Source organism: Herbaspirillum sp. YR522 (assembly GCF_000282575.1).
GTDB lineage: Bacteria > Pseudomonadota > Gammaproteobacteria > Burkholderiales > Burkholderiaceae_D > Herbaspirillum.
Map to the genome: position 1 here is coordinate 1 of NZ_AKJA01000047.1, position 18,756 is coordinate 18,756.

Consider the following 18,756-nt stretch of genomic DNA (forward strand, 5'->3'; position numbering starts at 1 on the left):
CCACCGCATCGGCAGGCGAGCCGATCAGGGCGCGCTTGCCGTGGATCAGGATCTCGCCGGCATCGATCGGATCGGCACCGAAGATGGCGCGCGCGACTTCGGTGCGACCGGCACCCATGAGCCCGGCAAAGCCCAGTATCTCGCCACGGCGCAGCTTGAAGCCGACCTCGCGGATGGCCCTGCCACGCGACAGGCCCCGCACTTCCAGCACCACGTCGTTGGCGGAGGTGTCGGGCGCGACGCCCTGGCCGCCGTCGAGCTGGCGCCCGACCATCATCGAGATGATGGTGTCCATCGGCGTGTCCTGCATCGGCACGGTGGCGATGTAGCGACCGTCGCGCATGACCGTGACACGGTCGGCGATCTGGCGCAGCTCGTCCATCTTGTGCGAGATGTACACGATGCCCACGCCCTGCTGCTGCAGGTCGCGGATGATGCGAAACAGTTCGGCGATCTCGGCATTGTTGAGCGCGGCGGTGGGTTCGTCCATGATCAGCACGCGCGAATCGAACGACAGCGCCTTGGCGATCTCGACCATCTGCTGGCGCGCCACCGTCAATTCACCCACCGGCGTGCGCGGGTCGAGATCGAGTCGCATGCGCGCGAAGATGGCGCTGGCCTGGCGATTCAATTTCTCTTCGTCGATGAACAGCCCCATGCGCTTCTTCGGTTCGCGCCCGATGAAGATGTTCTGCGCCGCCGACAGGTGGTTCATCAGGTTCAGTTCCTGGTGGATGATGCCGATCCCCAGTGCCTGCGCCGCGCGCGGCCCATCGATCTCGACGGCGCGACCTTCGATCAGTATCTCGCCGCTGTCGCGCTGGTACACGCCCGACAGGATCTTCATCAGGGTCGACTTGCCGGCGCCGTTCTCGCCCATCAATGCATGGACCTCGCCGGCGGCCAGGTCGAACTGGCAGTTGTCCAGCGCCAGCACGCCGGGAAAGCGCTTGCTGACGTTGCGCAGCGCGATCACCGGCGGCGGTGTGGCAGTGTCTCGTGTGTCTTGGTCTGGTTGCATGCTTGCCTCGGATGCCTGGGCGACGCTTCTGCGGCGTCGTCGTTGCTTGAATCGATGGTTCAGGGTTGCGCCGACAGGTCGAAGATCCTTGCCATCGCGGTCCACTTCTGCCCGTCGGGCGTCCATGGCGTGGGCGCCTGGAAGCGCCACATCAGTTGCTCCCATTCGCGCACCTTGGGATCGTTCTCGGTGGCGGCGGCCATCGCCGCGGCGTCGTAGACGGCGTCGTCGGTGTCCATCACCATCACCATGCGCGAACCGAGGCGCCAGATCTCCATGCCGGTCACGCCATGACGGCGCAGGTGGCTGGCGATCTCGGGCCAGATGCGGCGGTGCTGCCGTTCATACTCGGCGATCGATGCGGCATCGTCCTTGAGGTCCAGTGCGAGCAGGTGGCGCATCACGGCTCCTCAGGTCAGCGCGCGGTCGAGATGGGTATAGCCACCATCGACGAAGATCCATTGACCGGTGGTGTGCGACGAGCGCCCGGAGAGCAGGAACACCGCCATGTCGGCCATCTCTTCGGAGGTGGTGAAGCGCTTGCCCAGCGGGATCTTGCTCGAAATGGCAGCGAGCCTGGCCTGCGGGTCGTCGAAGGTGGCCAGCCAGTTCTCGTAGAGGGGCGTCATCACCTCGGCCGGGATCAATGCATTGACCCGCACGCCGTCGTCGCGCAGGGCAGCGGCCCACTCGCGGGTCAGCGACAGCTGCGCGCCCTTGGAAGCGGTATAGCCGCTGGTATTGCCCTGGCCGGTGATGGCGGTCTTGGACGAGACATTGATGATGGCGCCGCGGGTGGCCTTGAGGTGCGGCACGCAGTAATGCGCCATCACATAGTAATGGATCAGGTTGCGCTCGAGCGAGCCGACGAAGGCGTCGCGCCCGGCATCGAGTCCGATGCTGTCGTTGACGCCGGCATTGTTGACCAGGCCGTCGAGGCGACCGAAGCGCTGCACGGTCTCGGCCACGGCGGCGGCAATCCTGCCGTCATCCTGCAGGTCGAGCTGGAAGAACGCGGCGCGCGGTTGCAGTTGCTGCAGCCGCTGCCAGAATTGCGGATCCGGCGCGCTGCGCCCGAACACCACCGGCAGCGCGCCTTCGGCGGCCAGCTGCATCGAGATCGCACCGCCGATGCCGGAGGCACCGCCGGTGACGATCACTACCTTGTCTTGCAGATTCAGATCCACTGGTTGTCTCCGTTGTCATTGGTCGTCGATGGCGCGCCCGGCTTATCCCCGGAAGCGGTACTGCTCGAGCGACTCCGGCTTCATCTCGATGGAAAATCCCGGCAAGGTGGGCGGCATGTAGGCCGCATTGCGCACCACGCAGGGGTCGACGAAATGCTCGTGCAGGTGGTCGACGTATTCGGTGACACGGCCTTGCTTGCTGCCCGAGATGCAGACGTAGTCGATCATCGACAGGTGCTGCACGTATTCGCACAGGCCCACGCCACCGGCATGCGGGCACACCACCAGTTGGTGCTTGGCCGCCATCAGCATGACCGCCAGGATCTCGTTGACGCCGCCCAGCCGGCACGCGTCGATCTGCACTACGTCGATGGCGCCGCGCATGATGAATTGCTTGAACAGCACCCGGTTCTGGCACATCTCGCCGGTAGCCACCTTGACCTCGCCGATGGCTTGGCGAATCTTGCGATGGCCTTCGACATCGTCCGGGCTGGTCGGCTCCTCGATGAACCAGGGCTTGGCGAAGGCCAGCTCGTTGACCCAGGCGATGGCCTGGTCGACTTCCCACACCTGGTTGGCATCGATCATCAGCTTGCGCTCGGGCCCCAGCACCTCGCGCGCGATCGAGACCCGGCGCTTGTCGTCGTCCAGGTCGCGCCCGACCTTGAGCTTGACGTGCTCGAAGCCGGCGTCGATGGCCTCCTGCACCAGTCGGCGCAGCTTGGCATCGTCATAGCCCAGCCAGCCGGCCGAGGTGGTGTAGCAGGGATAACCTTCCTGTTTCAGGATGCGGATGCGCTCGGCCTTGCCCGACTCCTTCTCGCGCAGCAGCGCCAGCGCCTCGTCGGGGGTGATGCAATCGGTGATGTAGCGGAAGTCGATGCTGCGCACCAATTGCTCCGGCGACATGTCGGCCACCAGTTGCCACAGCGGCTTGCCCTCGAGCTTGGCCCACAGGTCCCATACGGCGTTGACCACCGCGCCGGTGGCCAGGTGGATGGCGCCCTTGTCCGGGCCGATCCAGCGCAACTGGCTGTCGGAGGTGACGTGGCGCCAGAAGCGACCCATGTCGGCCGTGATCCAGTCCAGCTCCAGCCCCACCACCAGGTGTTGCATGGCAGCGATGGCGGCACAGCAGATCTCGTTGCCGCGACCGATGGTGAAGGTCAGGCCGTGGCCCTTGTGCCGTGGATGGTCGGTGTCGAGGATGACATAGGCGGCCGAATAGTCGGGGTCCGGGTTCATCGCATCGGAGCCGTCCAGCGATTGCGAGGTGGGAAAGCGCACGTCAAGCACGCGCAAGGCTGTGATCTTGGTCATTCGGTCGAATTGTCGTCGGGTTGCTGGCGTCGGCTTTGGCGGCGGGTAACCCCGCCAGGGAAATCGTCTCGTCTAATTTTTATTCACAAATGAAATAACTTTTCATCTGTAAGATCATCAGCATACCCGCTATCGCTTTGCGTCTGAGTCGATGAAGTGATGATGTTTATGTCATCACCGATACCGAAACTAATATCTCTATCTGTAAAAAATAGTTTTACAAATAAAATTGGTTGTCTTATACAATTTCGTCACCTTTTCTCTCCAGTCATCCATGCCGCGCACCAGAACCCTTTCGCCCGCCGAACCGGATGCCGTTGTCGATGCGGTCCACGCTGCCGCCAACGGCGACAGCGACAGCGCCCGCACGCGCTATGCTGCACCGGCGCTCGACAAGGGACTCGACATCCTGGAGCTGCTGAGCCGCTGCGAGCAGATGCTGACGCTGAACCAGATCTCGCGCCAACTGGGCCGCAGCGTCAACGAGATCTTCCGCATGGTGGTGACCCTGGAGCAGCGCGGCTACCTGATCGCCGACAACGATCAATACCGCCTGTCATTGAAGCTGTTCGAGCTGGCGCACCATCACCAGCCGATTCGTTCGCTGGTCGGTACCGCCCTGCCGCATATGCGCGAGCTGGCCACGCGGGCGGTGCAATCGAGTCACCTGACGGTCTACGAGGCCGGCCGCGTGATCGTGGTGGCCCAGGTCGACAGCCCCGAACGCTGGGCCTTCGGACTCAAGGTGGGGGCGCTGGTGAGCCTGACCGACACAGCCTCGGGCCATGTACTGCTGGCGTTCCGGGACGATACCGAACGGGCCCGCATGCTGGCCGAGCATGTGCGGCTGGATGGCGAGCAGGAAGTCGACCGCGCCGAACTGCAGCGCCAGGTCGAGGACACCCGCCGCCGCGGCCATTCGCGTACCGACAGCCGCCAGATCCGTGGCGTGGTCAACCTGTCCTACCCGGTGATGGGCGCCAACAACCGCATGCTGGCCGCGCTCAACGTGCCCTACATCGAACGTATCGACAAGAAGGTCAATCCCAGCCTGGACGAGGTGCAAGGCATCGTCCAGGAAATCTCGGCCCGGCTGTCGCGGTTGATGGGCGACTCGAGCTTCGGCGCCTGAGTTCGCCACTGACGCGGTACCCCGGCCACGGCACTAGGCGCCGAACCTGACCTCGGGCAAACCGCGCACGCCATCGAGTGGCAACGAAAAAATACCGCCGGCCCATTCATCCGCGGCGCGCTGCGCGGCATCCATGCCTTCATGCGCGGTCGTGATGTAGAGCGTCGCCAGGTCGGGACCGCCGAAGGCGACACAGCTGACCTGCGTGGCTGGCACCTCGACCGTGCGCTCGACGCTGCCATCGGCGCCCAGGCGTACCACGCGCGAGCCGCCCCAGCGGGCATTCCAGACCAGGCCCTCGGCGTCCACGCAAGACCCATCCGGCCCGCCTGCGCCGGCGATGTCGGCAAAAACACGCGGATTGGCCACACTGCAGCCGGCCACATCGTAGTCGCAGCACATGATCTTGCCCTGCATGCTGTCGCAGTAATACATGACATCGCCCGCGGGGCTGAAGCAGATGCTGTTGGAGATCGCCACCCCGGGCAGCGGCAGGCGCTCCAGCGAGAGATCGGTATCGAGCCGGTAGAAGCTACCGATCGGTGCGCGCCCCGGGTCTTCGTTGAGGGTGCCGAATACGAAGCGGCCCTGGCGATCACAACGGCCATCGTTCAAGCGTGTGGTCGGCAGGTCCGGCTCGACCTCGCAGATGGGCGTGAGCAGGCCCGAGTCCAAGGCCAGGAACGCCAGGCGCGAAGCCAGTCCCACCAGCAAGCGGTTGGCGTCTGCGGTAAAGGCGAAACAGCAGAGCCGCTCGGGCAGCTCCCAGCTACGGGTGACGCCCCCTTGCGGATCATGGTTCCACAGGCGGGAGGCATGGATATCGGTCCAGAACAGCGACTGCGACCGTTCGCACCACAGCACGCCTTCACCCAGTTCGTGTCGTCCATCGACCAGCAATTGCGCTTTCATACTTTTTATCCAGTCAAACTGTTACTTGATTATCAATAACGCAAAAAAGGGCAGGCTTGCGCCTGCCCTGAATTACATCAAGACCACCTCAGGAAGGATTACTGCCTTACAACATCAGAACGAATGGGCCACGCCGACATAGCCGCCATTTTGCCCCTTACCAGCACCAGGACCGGTGGAATCGCCTGCCTCGAGCGCGAAGTTGGCATTGCCCTTGTTGCGCACCGAACCGGCGCCCACGTACAGCAGTGTACGCTTGGACAGGTAGTAGTTGGCGCCCAGCATGTACAGGTTGGCATTGCCACCGCTGTTGTTGACGTTGACGCGGAACACCGAGCCGATCAGGGTCAATTGCGGGGTCAGGTCATAGTTGGCGCCGATCCAGTAGTGGTTGACCTTGCTTGGGAGGCCGGCGGCCACGTCAGGCGCGCGCAGGTTCTCGTAACCGACATACATCTTCAGCTTGTCGATCTTGTAGGTACCGCCCAGGATCAGTTCCTTGGAGTTGGTGAAGATGGTGTCGGCGGCGTTGGTGGTCGGCACCGTGCCGTAGCGGCCGTTGGCGTCACGCGTGACGTCGTAGATGGCGCGCAGTTCCAGGCCATTGTTGATGTAGGCCAGCGAGATACCGTCCTTGCGGCCGTTCTTGATCGAACCGGCCTGCTCGCCCAGCGAGGTCTGCAGGGTGGCGGTGAAGCCGCCCAGGTCAGGCGTCTGGTACTCGATGATGTTGGCCGCGCCTGGCCAGTTGCGGCCCTTGACCAGGCTGGCGGTACCGATCCATTGCTGGCCGGTCGGATCCAGGAACCACACGTCGTTGTTGATGAACAGGTTGCGGCCGAACTTGACCGAACCGGCGCTGCCCTGCAGGCCCACATACGAACGGCGATTGAACAGCTCTGTGCCGTTGGTGGCGCCGGTGGTCGCGCCGAAGCCCGATTCCAGCAGGAAGAAGGCGTTGGTGCCGCCACCCAGGTCTTCGGTTCCCTTGAAACCGATCATGCTGGTACCCCACTGGTTGCTGGCACCGCGCCAGCGGGTGCCGGTGGTGCCGTTGACGTTGGTGGCATTGCTGACGACGTCCACGCCAGCGACCACGCGACCGTAGATGGTCACGCTGCTGGTTTGTGCCTGGGCCTGGGCCGAAAATGCGCCCAGCAGCGCCAGCGCGCACAGGGTCTTCTTACCAGTAAAGGATGCCTTGACTTGCCTCATGAATAGTCTCCGTGATATTGCAGTTAGAATTTTCGTCGGTCGGTTCGGCCATGCAGACTGCAAATCCGATCATCGAAGACCTGACATGCTGCTGACAACTTTCCGCTTGTTCTTTGTTGTACTACCCGAACTTTTTCATTCCGATCAACGCTGTTGTAAATCATGCGAGTGCGGAACGTGGGTGAATACTAAGTATTCGGTTCATGTCTTTCCAATGAATTCTTTCGCAAATGCGATATGCGATTTGATATCATCGTCGCCAGCAAATTAAAACAAAGTTCAGCGGAGACTTATGAAGAACAGTGATCCCAAATGGTTTCTGCGAGCACGATTAAAGACACGCCAACTATTGCTGTTAATCGCTCTCGACGACACCCGCAACATCCACCGGGCCGCCAGCGAGCTCAACATGACCCAGCCCGCCGCGTCCAAGCAGCTCAAGGACCTGGAAGACATGCTGGCTGTCTCGCTGTTCGAGCGCCTGCCGCGCGGCATGCGTCCCACCATTTATGGCGAAGCCATGATCCGCCATGCGCGCATGGCGCTGACCAGCCTGTCCAAGGCGCATGAGGATATCGTGGCGTTGAAGTCGGGCCTGTCGGGCCAGGTCGATGTGGGCGTGATCCTCTCGCCCGGCATGGCGCTGCTGCCGCCGGCCATCGCCCGCGTCAAGGAGCAGGCGCCGATGCTGCGCATTGGCGTCGAGGTCGAGAGCAGCAATATCCTGCTGTCGCGGTTGATGCACGGCGAACTCGATTTCGTGATCGGCCGCATCCTCGACGAACAGAACCGCAACGAGCTGCAATATGTCGAGCTGGCCGACGAGCCGGTATGTGCGGTGGCGCGCGTAGGGCATCCCTTGCATGGGCGCGATGACTTGAAACTGTCGGATCTGGCCAACGAAGCGTGGATCCTGGCGCCCAAGGGCAGCATCTTGCGCGCGCGTTGCGACCAGATGTTCCGCGAGCAGGGGTTGACGCCGCCGTCCAATGTGGTCGACACCACGGCGATCCTGTTCATCACCAGCTTGCTGCAGCAGACCGACTTCCTGTATGCGATGCCTACCGAGGTGGCGCGCTACTACACCCAGGCGCGGCTGATGGATATCCTGCCGATCGAGCTGCCCTGCCGCATGGACGGCTTCGGCATCATCACGCGCCGCGACGCCCTGCTGTCGCCGGGCGCGTCACTGTTGCTGGATGCGATCAGGGAAGTGGCGAAGATGATCTACTGACGCCCGCCGATATTGCGCGCATCCCGGTCCGCTCGACCGGCCGCCACCAGCGCCAGGCCGGAATGGAAAAAGGGGCCTGGCGCAAGCCAGGCCCCGTGCCCTGCCCGTTATCCCAATCCGTCACACCCAACCTGCATCGACGATGAATTCCTGCGCGGTACACATTGCGCTATCGTCGGCCGCCAGGAACAGCACCATGCGCGCCAGGTGCCACGGCAGCAGCTCGCCCTGCAGGCACTGGTTGCGCGCAATCGCCTGCTTGCCTTCGTCATCCAGCCACAGCTTGATCTGGCGCTCGGTCATCACCCAGCCGGGGGTGACGGTATTGACGCGGATCTTGTGCGGACCGAGGTCGCGGGCCAGGCCGCGTGTCAGGCCCAGGGTCGAGGCCTTGGCCGTGGTGTAGACCGGAAAGCCGCCGCCCGACTGGTGCCAGCTGATCGAACTGAAATTGATGATCGAGCCGCCGCCGCGTCGCTGCATACCCGGCACCACCGACTGCACCGCGAAGAACGACGGCCGCTGGTTGATGGCGATGCGATCGTTCCAGTAATCCAGGGTGACTTCCTCGAGCTTGTGACGCTCGTCATTGGCGGCATTGTTGACCAGCACGTCGAAGTCGCCCAGTTCGCCCTGCAGCTCGGCAATGGTGGCCTGGAAGGCGGCGATATCGCGCAGGTCGCAATGACGAAACAACGGCTTGACCCAGCCTGCCTCGCCCAGCTCGCGGCACAGTGCCTCGCTGGGCTCGCGGGCGATATCGACAAAGGCCACGTGCGCGCCCTGCTCGGCGAAGGCCGACACGATGGCCGCGCCGATACCGGTGCCGCCGCCGGTGATGAAGACACGTTTTCCCTTGAGGCTGGGGAAACTGGCCAGTTGTGGATTGCTGCTCATCTGTTCTCCTTGGCGACGCCGGCATCGTGGACCGGCGTCATATCGTTAGTCCGTGTCAGTGCGAATGCTTGGGGACGGCCGCGCCGCGGCAACCCACCAGGAAGTCGAAGTCGCACCCCTGGTCGGCCTGCAGCACGCGGTCGACGTAGAGCGCCTGGTAGCCCCCCGCCATCTCCGGCTTCTGCCCGGCCAGCGTCGCCGCGCGTTCTGCCTGGCGGCGCACCATTTCATCGTCGCTGATGTCGAGCTGCAATTTGCCCGCATAGGCGTCGAGCTCAATGAAGTCGCCGTCCTGCACGATGCCCAGCGGTCCGCCGGCGGCTGCCTCCGGCGCCACATGCAGGATCACGGTACCGTAGGCGGTGCCGCTCATGCGGGCATCGGAGATACGCACCATGTCCTTGACGCCAGTGGCCAGCACCTTGGGTGGCAAGCCCATGTTGCCGACCTCGGCCATGCCGGGGTAGCCCTTGGGGCCGCAGTTCTTCATCACCAGCACGCAGCTGGCGTCGACATCCAGGTCGGGATCGTTGATGCGTTCCTTGTAGTGCGCGAAGTCCTCGAACACCACCGCCCGGCCGCGATGCTTCATCAGTTCCGGCGATGCCGCCGACGGCTTGAGCACGGCGCCGCGCGGCGCCAGGTTGCCGCGCAGGATGCACATGCCGCCGTCTTCGATCAATGGCTTGGCCAGCGGGCGCACCACCTCGTCGTCATAGATCGGCGCATCCTTGACGTTGTCCCACATGGTCTGGCCGTTGGCCGTGAGCGCATCCGGATGCGGCAGCAGATTGGCTTCGCCCAGGCGGCGCAAGACCGCCGGCAGCCCGCCGGCATAATAGAACTCTTCCATCAGGAACCGGCCCGACGGCTGCAGGTCGACGATGGTCGGCGTGCCGCGCCCGATGTGGGTCCAGTCTTCCAGTTCGAGGTCGACACCGATGCGACCGGCGATCGCCTTGAGGTGGATCACGGCATTGGTCGAGCCGCCAATGGCGGCGTTGGTGCGAATGGCGTTCTCGAAGGCCTTGCGGGTCAGGATCTTGGACAGGCGCAGGTCTTCCCACACCATGTCGACGATGCGCATGCCCGACAGGTGCGCCAGCACATAGCGGCGCGCGTCGACGGCGGGAATGGCCGCGTTGTGCGGCAGCGACACCCCCAGCGACTCGGCCATGCAGGCCATGGTCGAGGCCGTGCCCATGGTGTTGCAGGTACCGGCCGAACGCGACATGCCGGCCTCGGCCGCCATGAAGTCGTGGATGCTGATCTCGCCCGCCTTGACCTGCTCCGAGAGCTTCCACACCACCGTACCGGAACCGATATCCTTGCCATGGTGCTTGCCGTTGAGCATCGGGCCGCCGGTGACGACGATGGCCGGGATGTCGCAACTGGCCGCGCCCATCAGCAGCGCCGGCGTGGTCTTGTCGCAACCGGTCAGCAGCACCACGCCATCGATGGGATTGCCGCGGATCGATTCTTCCACATCCATGCTGGCCAGGTTGCGGGTCAGCATGGCGGTCGGGCGCAGGTTGGATTCGCCGTTGGAAAACACCGGGAACTCGACCGGGAAGCCGCCGGCCTCGATGATGCCGCGTCGCACATGCTCGGCGATCTTGCGGAAGTGCGCGTTGCAGGGTGTCAGCTCGGACCATGTGTTGCAGATGCCGATGACCGGCTTGCCCTGGAACTCATGGTCGGGGATGCCCTGGTTCTTCATCCAGCTGCGGTACATGAAACCGTTCTTGTCGGCGGTGCCGAACCAGCTGGCCGAGCGCAACTTGCGGCTCTTGTCTTTCTTGTCGTCACTGCTCATCTTGTGTTTTCCTGGAGTTTGGTCTGGATGCGGGCGGGGGGCGCAACGACCGCCAGCCCCGCGCTTACCCGATGGTTACTTGTTCTTGTTATACACGTCGAAGCATACCGCCATGAGCAGCACCAGGCCCTTGATCATCTGCTGGTAGTCGATGCCGATGCCCATGATGGACATGCCATTGTTCATCACGCCCATGATGAAGGCGCCGATGACCGCCCCCATCACCTTGCCCACGCCGCCCGAGGCCGAGGCGCCACCGATGAAGCAGGCGGCGATCACATCCAGTTCGAAGCCCAACCCGGCCTTGGGCGTGGCGGTGTTGAGGCGCGCGGCGAAGATCAGCCCGGCCAGCGCCGCCAGCACGCCCATGTTGACGAAGGTCAGGAACGACACGCGCTCGGTCTTGATGCCCGACAGGCGCGCGGCCTTCTCGTTGCCGCCCACCGCGTAGACGCGTCGGCCCAGCGTGGTGCGGTTGGTGATGAAGGTGTACAGCACCATCAGCGCGAACATGATGATAAGCACGTTGGGCATGCCGCGATAGGACGCCATCAGGTAGCTGAAGGCGATGATGGCCACCGCGAACAGGCCATTCTTGAGCAGGAAGAACAATTGCGGCTCGTCTTCCATGCCATGCTTGGTCTGCTTGCGGCGGGCATGGGTCTTGACCGCCAGCAGCACCAGCGAAGCCACCACGCCGACGATGAGCGAGGTGGTGCGGAACTGGGTATTGCCGGTCAGTTCGGGGATGAAGCCCGAGCTCAGCATCTGGAACGCCGGCGGGAAGGGGCCCAGCGATTGTCCTTGCAGCAGCGCCAGCGCCATGCCCTTGAACACCAGCATGCCGGCCAGGGTGACGATGAACGACGGGATCTTGAAGTAGGCGATCCAGTAACCCTGGGCCGCGCCGATGGCCGCGCCGGCGATGATGCACACCACCGAGGCCGACACGAAGTCCCAGCCATGGTCCACCATCAGCACCGCCGCCAGGGCACCGATGAGCCCCACCACGGAACCCACCGACAGGTCGATGTGACCGGCCACGATGACCATCAGCATGCCCAGCGCCATGATCACGATGTAGCTGTTCTGCAGCACCAGGTTGGTGATGTTGAGCGGGCGCAGCAAGGTGCCGTCGGTCATGATCTGGAAGAACGCCATGATCGCCACCAGCGACAGCAGCATGCCGTACTCGCGCATGTTGTTTTTCAGGAAGCCGGCGTAATCCCTCTTTTCGGCCGGGCCACCGCCGGCTGCCAACGGCTCTTTATTGCTCATCTTCATCGTCTCCATGATTCACCTCTTAACTTTGATTCTCGACTTCGATCCTGCTCCAAGAACCTGTTCGCTGTGCGCTGCGGGGATCGGGCAGGTTCATATTCTCTTGTTGCGCATGATGGCGCGCATGATGCTTTCCTGGCTGGCTTGCTGGCGATCGAACTGGCCCACGAACTGGCCTTCGTTCATCACATAGGTGCGATCGCACATGCCGAGCAGCTCGGGCATCTCCGAGGAGATCATGATGATGCACTTGCCCTCGGCGGCCAGCCTGCTGATGATGTTGTAGATCTCGAACTTGGCGCCCACATCGATGCCGCGCGTAGGCTCGTCCAGGATCAGCACCTCGGGGTTGGAGAACAGCCACTTGCTCAGCACCACCTTCTGCTGGTTGCCGCCCGACAGGTTCACCACCTTCTGCAGCACGCTGGAGCAGCGGATGCGCATCTGGCTGCGAAAATCGACCGCCACCTTGTATTCGTGCGCCTCATCGATCACGGTCCGCTCGGATACGCCGCCCAGGTTGGCCAGCGAGATGTTCTTCTTGATGTCTTCTTCCAGCACCAGGCCGTCGCCCTTGCGGTCCTCGGTCACGTAGGCGATGCCATGCCCGATGGCTTTCTGGATCGTCGACAGGTCCACTTCCTTGCCATGCAGGAAGGCCTGGCCGCTGATCTTCTTGCCATAGGCGCGGCCGAAGATGCTCTTGGCCAGCTCGGTGCGGCCCGAGCCCATCAGTCCGGCGATGCCGACGATCTCGCCGGCGCGCACCTGCATGTTGACGTCCTTGATGGCCAGGCGGTCGGCGTGCAGCGGATGATGCACGCGCCAGTCGCGGATCTCGAAGATCACCTCGCCGATCTCGGGATCGCGCTGCGGATAGCGGTCGGCCATCTCGCGGCCCACCATGTTGGCGATGATGCGGTCCTCGCTGATCGGCTCGACGCGGCAATCGAAGGTGTCGACCGTGGTGCCGTCGCGCAGCACCGTGATCGAATCGGCCACCTTGGAAATCTCGTTGAGCTTGTGCGAGATCAGGATCGACGAGATGCCCTGCGTCTTCAGTTCGAGCAGCAGCTCCAGCAAGGCGTCGCTGTCGCTTTCGTTGAGGCTGGCGGTGGGCTCGTCGAGGATCAGCAGCTTGACCTCTTTCGAGAGCGCCTTGGCGATCTCGATCAGTTGTTGCTTGCCGACCCCCAGGTCGCCCACCAGCGCCAGCGGCGACTCCTTCAGCCCGACCTTGGCCAGCAGGGCCTTGGCGCGCAAAAACGACTGTTCCCAGTCGATCACGCCGGCACGCGCCTGCTCGTTGCCCAGGAAAAGATTTTCCATCACCGACAGCAACGGCACCAGTGCCAGTTCCTGGTGGATGATGATGATGCCCAGGTGTTCGCTGTCGCGGATGTCCTTGAACGAGCGCACGTCGCCCTTGTAGACGATGTCGCCGGCATAGGTGCCATGCGGGTAGACACCGGAGAGCACCTTCATCAGGGTCGACTTGCCGGCGCCGTTCTCGCCCACCACGGCGTGGATCTCGCCCTCGCGCACGGCGAGGTTGACGTTGTTCAGGGCCTTGACGCCAGGGAAGGTTTTTTCGATGCCGCGCATCTCGAGGATGTTGTTCATGATGCAGACCTCAGTTTGTGCGCCGGGCGCAGCGGGATGACTTTTCAACGCAACGATCCCGCACGGGAGCGGGACCGCTTCTTGGCGTGCTTCAGATGGATTGATGTGCAGCAGGTGCGGGGGGGCAGCGTGAAACGGCCGCGGCATCTGCCGCGGCCGCCTGGCTTACTTCACCTGCGCTTCGGTGTAATAGCCGCTGTCGATGAGCACCGGCTTCCAGTTGCTCTTGTCGACCACGACCGGCTTCAACAGGAACGCAGGCACCACCTTGACACCGTTGTTATAGGTCTTGGTATCGTTGATCTGCGGTTCCTTGCCGCCCAGCAGCGAGTCCACCATGCCGACGGTGACCTTGGCCAGTTCGCGGGTGTCCTTGAAGATGGTCGAGTACTGTTCGCCACGGATGATCGATTTCACCGACGGCACTTCGGCGTCCTGGCCGCTCACGTACGGGAACGGCTGCTGCGGGGTGCCGTAGCCGACGCCACGCAGCGACGACAGGATACCGATCGAGATGCCGTCATACGGCGACAGCACGGCGTTGACGCGGGCGTTGCTGTAGTAGGCCGACAGCAGGTTGTCCATGCGGGCCTGGGCGGTGGCGCCATCCCAGCGCAGGGTGGCGACCTTGTCCATGCCCATCTGCTTGCTGCGCACCACCAGCTTGCCGCTGTCGATGTAGGGCTTCAGTACCGACATGGCACCGTTGTAGAAGAAGAAGGCGTTGTTGTCGTCCGACGAGCCGCCGAACAGCTCGATGTTGAACGGGCCCTTGCCGTCCTTCAGGCCCAGTGCCTTTTCCAACGAGCTGGCTTGCAGCACGCCAACCTGGAAGTTGTCGAACGTGGCGTAGTAGTTCACGTTCTTGGAACCGCGAATCAGCCGGTCATAGGCGATGACCTTGACGCCCTTGTCGGCTGCCTTCTGCAGCACGTCGGTCAGGGTGGTGCCGTCGATGGCGGCGATCACCAGCACCTTGGCGCCCTTGGTGAGCATGTTCTCGATCTGCGACAGCTGGTTGGGGATGTCGTCCTCGGCGTATTGCAGGTCGGTCTGGTAGCCCTTTTCCTTGAGCACCTTGACCATGTTGTTGCCATCGGCGATCCAGCGTGCCGACGACTTGGTCGGCATGGCCACGCCCACCAGCGACTTCGACTGCGCGCTCACTTGCGCGCTGATGGACATCAGGCTCACGCCCAGACCGAGCGCGACCGCGGTCAATACCGATTTGATCTTCATGTTGTTGTCTCCGTTAACTTTAATTTACGTTATGGCGTCTTTTTAATTCACCCGACACCGTTGCGCAGCCTAGCGCATCAACGTCCGAGCTGTAATTTGCGGCCTCTACATTAATCACTTTATCAATACATTTCTAATGACTTTTTATGAGATATGGATATGTTTTTTAGTATTACTCCCTCCGTCAAGAACACGCCAAACAAGGTCCTGCCTATTCACCGAATCGCCCCCGCTGCCTGGGTTGGCGTCGATTGCCGCAATGCACCAATCGACATCACGCGCTGGGCTACGCAGAACACGAACAACAAGGCGCCGATGAAGATCTTGGTCCACCATGAACTGAGCGAGCCATCGAAGGCGATCAGGGTCTGGATCACGCCCAGGATCAGCACCCCGGTCAGGGTGCCGGCGACGTAGCCATAACCACCGGTGAGCAAGGTGCCGCCGATAACGACCGCGGCGATGGCATCCAGTTCCACACCCTGCGCATGCAAGCCGTAACCGGACAGCATGTAGAACGAAAACAGCACGCCGGCCAGCGCCGCGCAGAAACCCGAGAATGCGTACACCAGCACCTTGGTGCGCCCCACCGGCAGTCCCATCAGCAGCGCCGACTGCTCGTTGCCGCCAATGGCATAGACGGCGCGCCCGAAACGGGTGCTGTGCGCCAGCCAGATGCCCACGGCCAGCATCAAGAGCGCCACCAGCACGCTGGGCGAGACGAACAGCTCGCCCAGCGCGATCCGGCTCTGCGACATCGCCACGAACAGCGGGTCGTCGATGGTGATCGAGTTGATGCTGATCAGGTAGCACAGGCCGCGCGCCAGGAACATCCCGGCCAGCGTGACGATGAAGGCCTGCAGCTTGAAGTAATGGATCAGCGCGCCCATCGCCGCGCCCAAGCCGGTGCCCACCAGCAAGGCGGTGGCGATCACCAGCAGCGGCGGCCAATGCGCCGTCTGCAGCAACCAGGCGCAGATCATGGTCGACAGCGCCAGCACCGAACCCACCGACAGGTCGATGCCACCCGAGAGGATGACGAAGCTCATGCCGATGGCCACCACCAGCAGGAAACCGTTGTCGATCAACAGGTTGAGCAGCACCTGCGGCGCCAAAAAGCCGTCGTAGCCGACGGCGCCGACGCCCACCATCACGCACAGCAACACCACCGTCGCCGCCGAGGTGAACCAGGGGGCGGCGCTGGCGCGCCGCAGCAAGGGCAGTCGATTCATGATTTGTCCGAAGTGAAGATGCGCCGGAACTGGGGTGACTGCGACAGGCAGACCAGGAACACCACGATGGCCTTGACCACCATGTTGACCTCGGGCGGCACGCCCAGCGAATAGATGGTGTAGGTCAGGGTCTGGATGATGAGCGCGCCGATGACGCTACCCACCAGGCTGAAGCGGCCACCGGCCAGCGAGGTGCCGCCCAGCGTCACGGCCAGGATGGCATCGAGCTCCAGCAACAGCCCGGCGTTGTTGGCGTCGGCGCTCCTGATATTGGACGCCACCATCAACCCGGCCAGGCCGGCGCAGAAGCTGCAGAAGATATAGACGAAGAAGATCAGCGCCGCGGTGCGGATGCCGGCCAGGCGCGAAGCCACCGGGTTGATGCCGACCGACTGGATGAACAGGCCCAGTGCGGTCTTCTTCATCAACAGCGTCAACAGCGCAAACATGGCCAGCGCGATGGTGAGCGAGAACGGCAGGCCGAACAGGTAACCGCCGCCGATGAAGAAGAACGGCTTGTAATAGACGGTGACGATCTGGCCATCGGTGAGCAGTTGCGCCAGGCCCCGCCCGGCCACCATCAGGATCAAGGTGGCAATGATCGGTTGCAGGCCCAGCACCGCCACCAGCAAGCCGTTCCAGGCGCCACACAACAACGCCACGCCGATGGCCGCGGCCAGTGCCCAGGCCATCGGCAGGTTGCTGACATATTGCGACACGCCATCGACGACCACCATCTTGCCGCCGATCAGGATCGCCGCCACCGCCCCTGAGATCGCCACCACCGCGCCCACCGAGATGTCGACGCCGCGGGTGGCGATGACCAGCGTCATGCCCAGCGCGGCCAGCATCAGCGGCGCGGCGCGATTGACGATGTCGACCAGCGCACCGTACAGGTGGCCATCCTTGATATCGAGCCGGAAGAACCCCGGCACCAGCAGCAGGTCCAGCAGCAGCAACGCCGCCAGGGCCGCCAACGGGCGCAGCAGCGGATGGCGCAGTGCCCCGCCCACGGCACCGTGCAACACACCGGGTGCGGCCTCGGGAACCAGCTTGGTCGGCATCGATGCACTCATGCGGCTTCTCCCGCGATGACCCGCAGCACGCCGGCCTCGTCGAGTTCGCCGCGGCGGTACTGGCCGCAGGCCTGGCGATCGCGCAGGACCAGCATGCGGTCGCTGCACCGCAGGACCTCCGGCAGTTCGGAAGAGATGAAGAGGATGGCCATGCCCTTGCGGCACAACGCGGTGACAAAGTCCATGATTTCCTGCTTGGCGCGCACATCGATGCCGCGCGTGGGTTCGTCCAGGATCAACATGCCCGGGTCGGTCGCCAGCCAGCGCGCCAGCAGCGCCTTCTGCTGGTTGCCACCCGAGAGCAGGCCGATCGGCGTTTCGAGATCGGCAGTCTTGATGCCGAGCCATTTGACATAGTCGGCCGCGATGCGGTGTTGCTGGCGGCGTGGCACCACCCGCAGCAAACCCTGGCGCGCCTGCAGCGCCAGGATGATGTTCTCGCGCACCGACAGCTCCAGGATCGCGCCCTCCTTCTTGCGGTCTTCCGGGCAATAGCCGATACCGGCGGCGATTGCCTCGCGCGGCGCCGAAGGCTTGAGCGCCCGCCCGCCGATGCGCAGTTGGCCGCTGTCGGCACGCTCGGCCCCGAACAGCAGGCGCGCCAGTTCGGTACGGCCCGAACCCAGCAGGCCGCACAGGCCGTAGACCTCGCCGCGCCGGATCTCCAGGTCCTGTGGCGCCAGCATGCCGCGCCGTCCGAACTCGCTTGCCTCGACGAAGACCTCGCCGTTGTCGCCCGCTGCGCTCGACAGGCCATCGGCCACCGCCGTGGTGGCCGCCTGTAGCCTGTCGTGATCGATGACCACGCTGCCCACCATCTTGTTGACCAGCTCCAGCCGTGGCAACTCGGCCGCCAGGTATTCGCCCTCGCGCACGCCGTTGCGCAGCACCGTGATGCGATCCGAGATGGCGTAGGTCTGGTCCAGGAAATGGGTCACGAACAGGATCGCCATGCCCTGCTCGCGCAAGCGGCGCAACACCTTGAACAATTGCTGGACCTCGGCCTCGTCCAGGCTGGAAGTGGGTTCGTCCAGGATCAATACCTTGGCCGACACCGACAGGGCGCGCGAGATCGCCACCATCTGCTGGATCGCCAGCGGATAGGACGCCAGCGGCGCGCCGACGTCGATCTCGATCTGCAGTTGCGCCAGCAGGCTGCGCGCCTGGGCATGCACGCTCTTCCAGTCGATGCGGCCGAAACGGCCGGGATAGCGACCGATGAAGATATTCTCGGCCACCGACAGGTTGGGACACAGGTTGACTTCCTGGTACACGGTGCTGATTCCCAGCGCCTGTGCAGCCAGCGTAGAGTCGGGAGCGATCGGACGGCCATCGAGTTCGATCCTTCCCGCGTCCGGGGCATGGACCCCGGTCAGGACCTTGATCAGCGTCGACTTGCCGGCGCCGTTCTGCCCCATCAAGGTATGTACTTCGCCGGCAAACAGGCGCAAGCCCACATCGGCCAGCGCCTTGACGCCGCCAAACGCCTTGTGGACGCCGCCCAGTTCCAGCATCGGACGCGCCTGCGCCCCTGCAGCCATGCTCATCGCAACTCCATCACGACCGCGCCG

Annotated in this window: 16 protein-coding genes; 2 read left to right on the top strand and 14 right to left on the bottom strand. The window is 63.5% G+C overall.

The window, feature by feature from the left end:
* The 4 genes from PMI40_RS08100 to PMI40_RS08115 all read right to left on the bottom strand — a co-directional run.
* A partial coding sequence (locus tag PMI40_RS08100) for a sugar ABC transporter ATP-binding protein (RefSeq protein WP_008113997.1) occupies window positions 1-1,021 on the bottom strand: 1,021 nt, incomplete at its 3' end.
* 59 nt (window positions 1,022-1,080) lie between these two features.
* Window positions 1,081-1,422 carry an L-rhamnose mutarotase gene (locus PMI40_RS08105; protein WP_008113999.1) on the bottom strand — a complete coding sequence of 114 codons (342 nt, stop codon included), beginning with the start codon at window positions 1,420-1,422 and terminating at the stop codon, window positions 1,081-1,083.
* 9 nt (window positions 1,423-1,431) lie between these two features.
* Window positions 1,432-2,208, bottom strand: a complete 777-nt coding sequence (locus PMI40_RS08110) for an SDR family oxidoreductase (protein WP_008114001.1) — start codon at window positions 2,206-2,208, stop codon at window positions 1,432-1,434.
* 42 nt (window positions 2,209-2,250) lie between these two features.
* Complete coding sequence (locus PMI40_RS08115; protein ID WP_008114003.1) at window positions 2,251-3,528, bottom strand: L-fuconate dehydratase; 1,278 nt, start codon at window positions 3,526-3,528, stop codon at window positions 2,251-2,253.
* 274 nt (window positions 3,529-3,802) lie between these two features.
* Between PMI40_RS08115 and PMI40_RS08120 the strand changes: the two genes are divergently transcribed.
* Window positions 3,803-4,660 carry an IclR family transcriptional regulator gene (locus PMI40_RS08120; RefSeq protein WP_008114005.1) on the top strand — a complete coding sequence of 286 codons (858 nt, stop codon included), beginning with the start codon at window positions 3,803-3,805 and terminating at the stop codon, window positions 4,658-4,660.
* Window positions 4,661-4,693: 33 nt separating this feature from the next.
* On the opposite strand, the gene PMI40_RS08125 is transcribed toward PMI40_RS08120, so the two are convergent.
* Together PMI40_RS08125 and PMI40_RS08130 are read right to left on the bottom strand one after the other, a co-directional pair.
* A complete protein-coding gene (locus PMI40_RS08125; protein ID WP_008114007.1) occupies window positions 4,694-5,572 on the bottom strand; it encodes an SMP-30/gluconolactonase/LRE family protein in 879 nt (292 codons plus the stop codon).
* Between the two features lie 114 nt (window positions 5,573-5,686).
* Entirely contained in the window at window positions 5,687-6,787 is a 1,101-nt protein-coding gene (locus PMI40_RS08130; protein ID WP_008114009.1) for a porin, read from the bottom strand.
* 292 nt (window positions 6,788-7,079) lie between these two features.
* Between PMI40_RS08130 and PMI40_RS08135 the strand changes: the two genes are divergently transcribed.
* Window positions 7,080-8,021 carry a LysR family transcriptional regulator gene (locus PMI40_RS08135; protein ID WP_008114011.1) on the top strand — a complete coding sequence of 314 codons (942 nt, stop codon included), beginning with the start codon at window positions 7,080-7,082 and terminating at the stop codon, window positions 8,019-8,021.
* A 120-nt stretch (window positions 8,022-8,141) separates the two neighbouring features.
* On the opposite strand, the gene PMI40_RS08140 is transcribed toward PMI40_RS08135, so the two are convergent.
* From PMI40_RS08140 to PMI40_RS08175, 8 genes are all read right to left on the bottom strand, one after another.
* Window positions 8,142-8,918, bottom strand: coding sequence for an SDR family NAD(P)-dependent oxidoreductase (locus PMI40_RS08140; protein ID WP_008114013.1), 777 nt, complete (start codon window positions 8,916-8,918; stop codon window positions 8,142-8,144).
* A 55-nt stretch (window positions 8,919-8,973) separates the two neighbouring features.
* On the bottom strand, window positions 8,974-10,734 hold the full coding sequence (locus PMI40_RS08145; RefSeq protein ID WP_008114014.1) for an IlvD/Edd family dehydratase: 1,761 nt from the start codon (window positions 10,732-10,734) through the stop codon (window positions 8,974-8,976).
* Between the two features lie 75 nt (window positions 10,735-10,809).
* Entirely contained in the window at window positions 10,810-12,012 is a 1,203-nt protein-coding gene (gene mmsB, locus PMI40_RS08150; RefSeq protein WP_369770730.1) for a multiple monosaccharide ABC transporter permease, read from the bottom strand.
* A gap of 96 nt (window positions 12,013-12,108) precedes the next feature.
* Window positions 12,109-13,638 carry a multiple monosaccharide ABC transporter ATP-binding protein gene (gene mmsA / locus PMI40_RS08155; protein ID WP_008114016.1) on the bottom strand — a complete coding sequence of 510 codons (1,530 nt, stop codon included), beginning with the start codon at window positions 13,636-13,638 and terminating at the stop codon, window positions 12,109-12,111.
* A gap of 165 nt (window positions 13,639-13,803) precedes the next feature.
* Window positions 13,804-14,877 carry a multiple monosaccharide ABC transporter substrate-binding protein gene (gene chvE, locus PMI40_RS08160; RefSeq protein ID WP_008114017.1) on the bottom strand — a complete coding sequence of 358 codons (1,074 nt, stop codon included), beginning with the start codon at window positions 14,875-14,877 and terminating at the stop codon, window positions 13,804-13,806.
* A 215-nt stretch (window positions 14,878-15,092) separates the two neighbouring features.
* Complete coding sequence (gene yjfF / locus PMI40_RS08165; RefSeq protein ID WP_008114018.1) at window positions 15,093-16,109, bottom strand: galactofuranose ABC transporter, permease protein YjfF; 1,017 nt, start codon at window positions 16,107-16,109, stop codon at window positions 15,093-15,095.
* Window positions 16,106-17,185, bottom strand: coding sequence for an ABC transporter permease (locus PMI40_RS08170; RefSeq protein ID WP_008114019.1), 1,080 nt, complete (start codon window positions 17,183-17,185; stop codon window positions 16,106-16,108). The genes yjfF and PMI40_RS08170 overlap by 4 nt, the downstream gene beginning before the upstream one ends.
* Window positions 17,182-18,732, bottom strand: a complete 1,551-nt coding sequence (locus tag PMI40_RS08175) for a sugar ABC transporter ATP-binding protein (protein WP_008114021.1) — start codon at window positions 18,730-18,732, stop codon at window positions 17,182-17,184. The genes PMI40_RS08170 and PMI40_RS08175 overlap by 4 nt, the downstream gene beginning before the upstream one ends.
* Between the last annotated feature and the right edge of the window lie 24 nt (window positions 18,733-18,756).

Coding starts and splice junctions, on each gene's coding strand:
- PMI40_RS08130 (WP_008114009.1), bottom strand. CDS start 6,787: ATGAGGCAAGTCAAGGCATCCTTTACTGGTAAGAAGACCCTGTGCGCG.
- mmsB (WP_369770730.1), bottom strand. CDS start 12,012: ATGAGCAATAAAGAGCCGTTGGCAGCCGGCGGTGGCCCGGCCGAAAAG.
- PMI40_RS08140 (WP_008114013.1), bottom strand. CDS start 8,918: ATGAGCAGCAATCCACAACTGGCCAGTTTCCCCAGCCTCAAGGGAAAA.
- yjfF (WP_008114018.1), bottom strand. CDS start 16,109: ATGAATCGACTGCCCTTGCTGCGGCGCGCCAGCGCCGCCCCCTGGTTC.
- PMI40_RS08135 (WP_008114011.1), top strand. CDS start 7,080: ATGAAGAACAGTGATCCCAAATGGTTTCTGCGAGCACGATTAAAGACA.
- mmsA (WP_008114016.1), bottom strand. CDS start 13,638: ATGAACAACATCCTCGAGATGCGCGGCATCGAAAAAACCTTCCCTGGC.
- PMI40_RS08170 (WP_008114019.1), bottom strand. CDS start 17,185: ATGAGTGCATCGATGCCGACCAAGCTGGTTCCCGAGGCCGCACCCGGT.
- PMI40_RS08175 (WP_008114021.1), bottom strand. CDS start 18,732: ATGAGCATGGCTGCAGGGGCGCAGGCGCGTCCGATGCTGGAACTGGGC.
- PMI40_RS08120 (WP_008114005.1), top strand. CDS start 3,803: ATGCCGCGCACCAGAACCCTTTCGCCCGCCGAACCGGATGCCGTTGTC.
- chvE (WP_008114017.1), bottom strand. CDS start 14,877: ATGAAGATCAAATCGGTATTGACCGCGGTCGCGCTCGGTCTGGGCGTG.
- PMI40_RS08145 (WP_008114014.1), bottom strand. CDS start 10,734: ATGAGCAGTGACGACAAGAAAGACAAGAGCCGCAAGTTGCGCTCGGCC.
- PMI40_RS08115 (WP_008114003.1), bottom strand. CDS start 3,528: ATGACCAAGATCACAGCCTTGCGCGTGCTTGACGTGCGCTTTCCCACC.
- PMI40_RS08105 (WP_008113999.1), bottom strand. CDS start 1,422: ATGCGCCACCTGCTCGCACTGGACCTCAAGGACGATGCCGCATCGATC.
- PMI40_RS08125 (WP_008114007.1), bottom strand. CDS start 5,572: ATGAAAGCGCAATTGCTGGTCGATGGACGACACGAACTGGGTGAAGGC.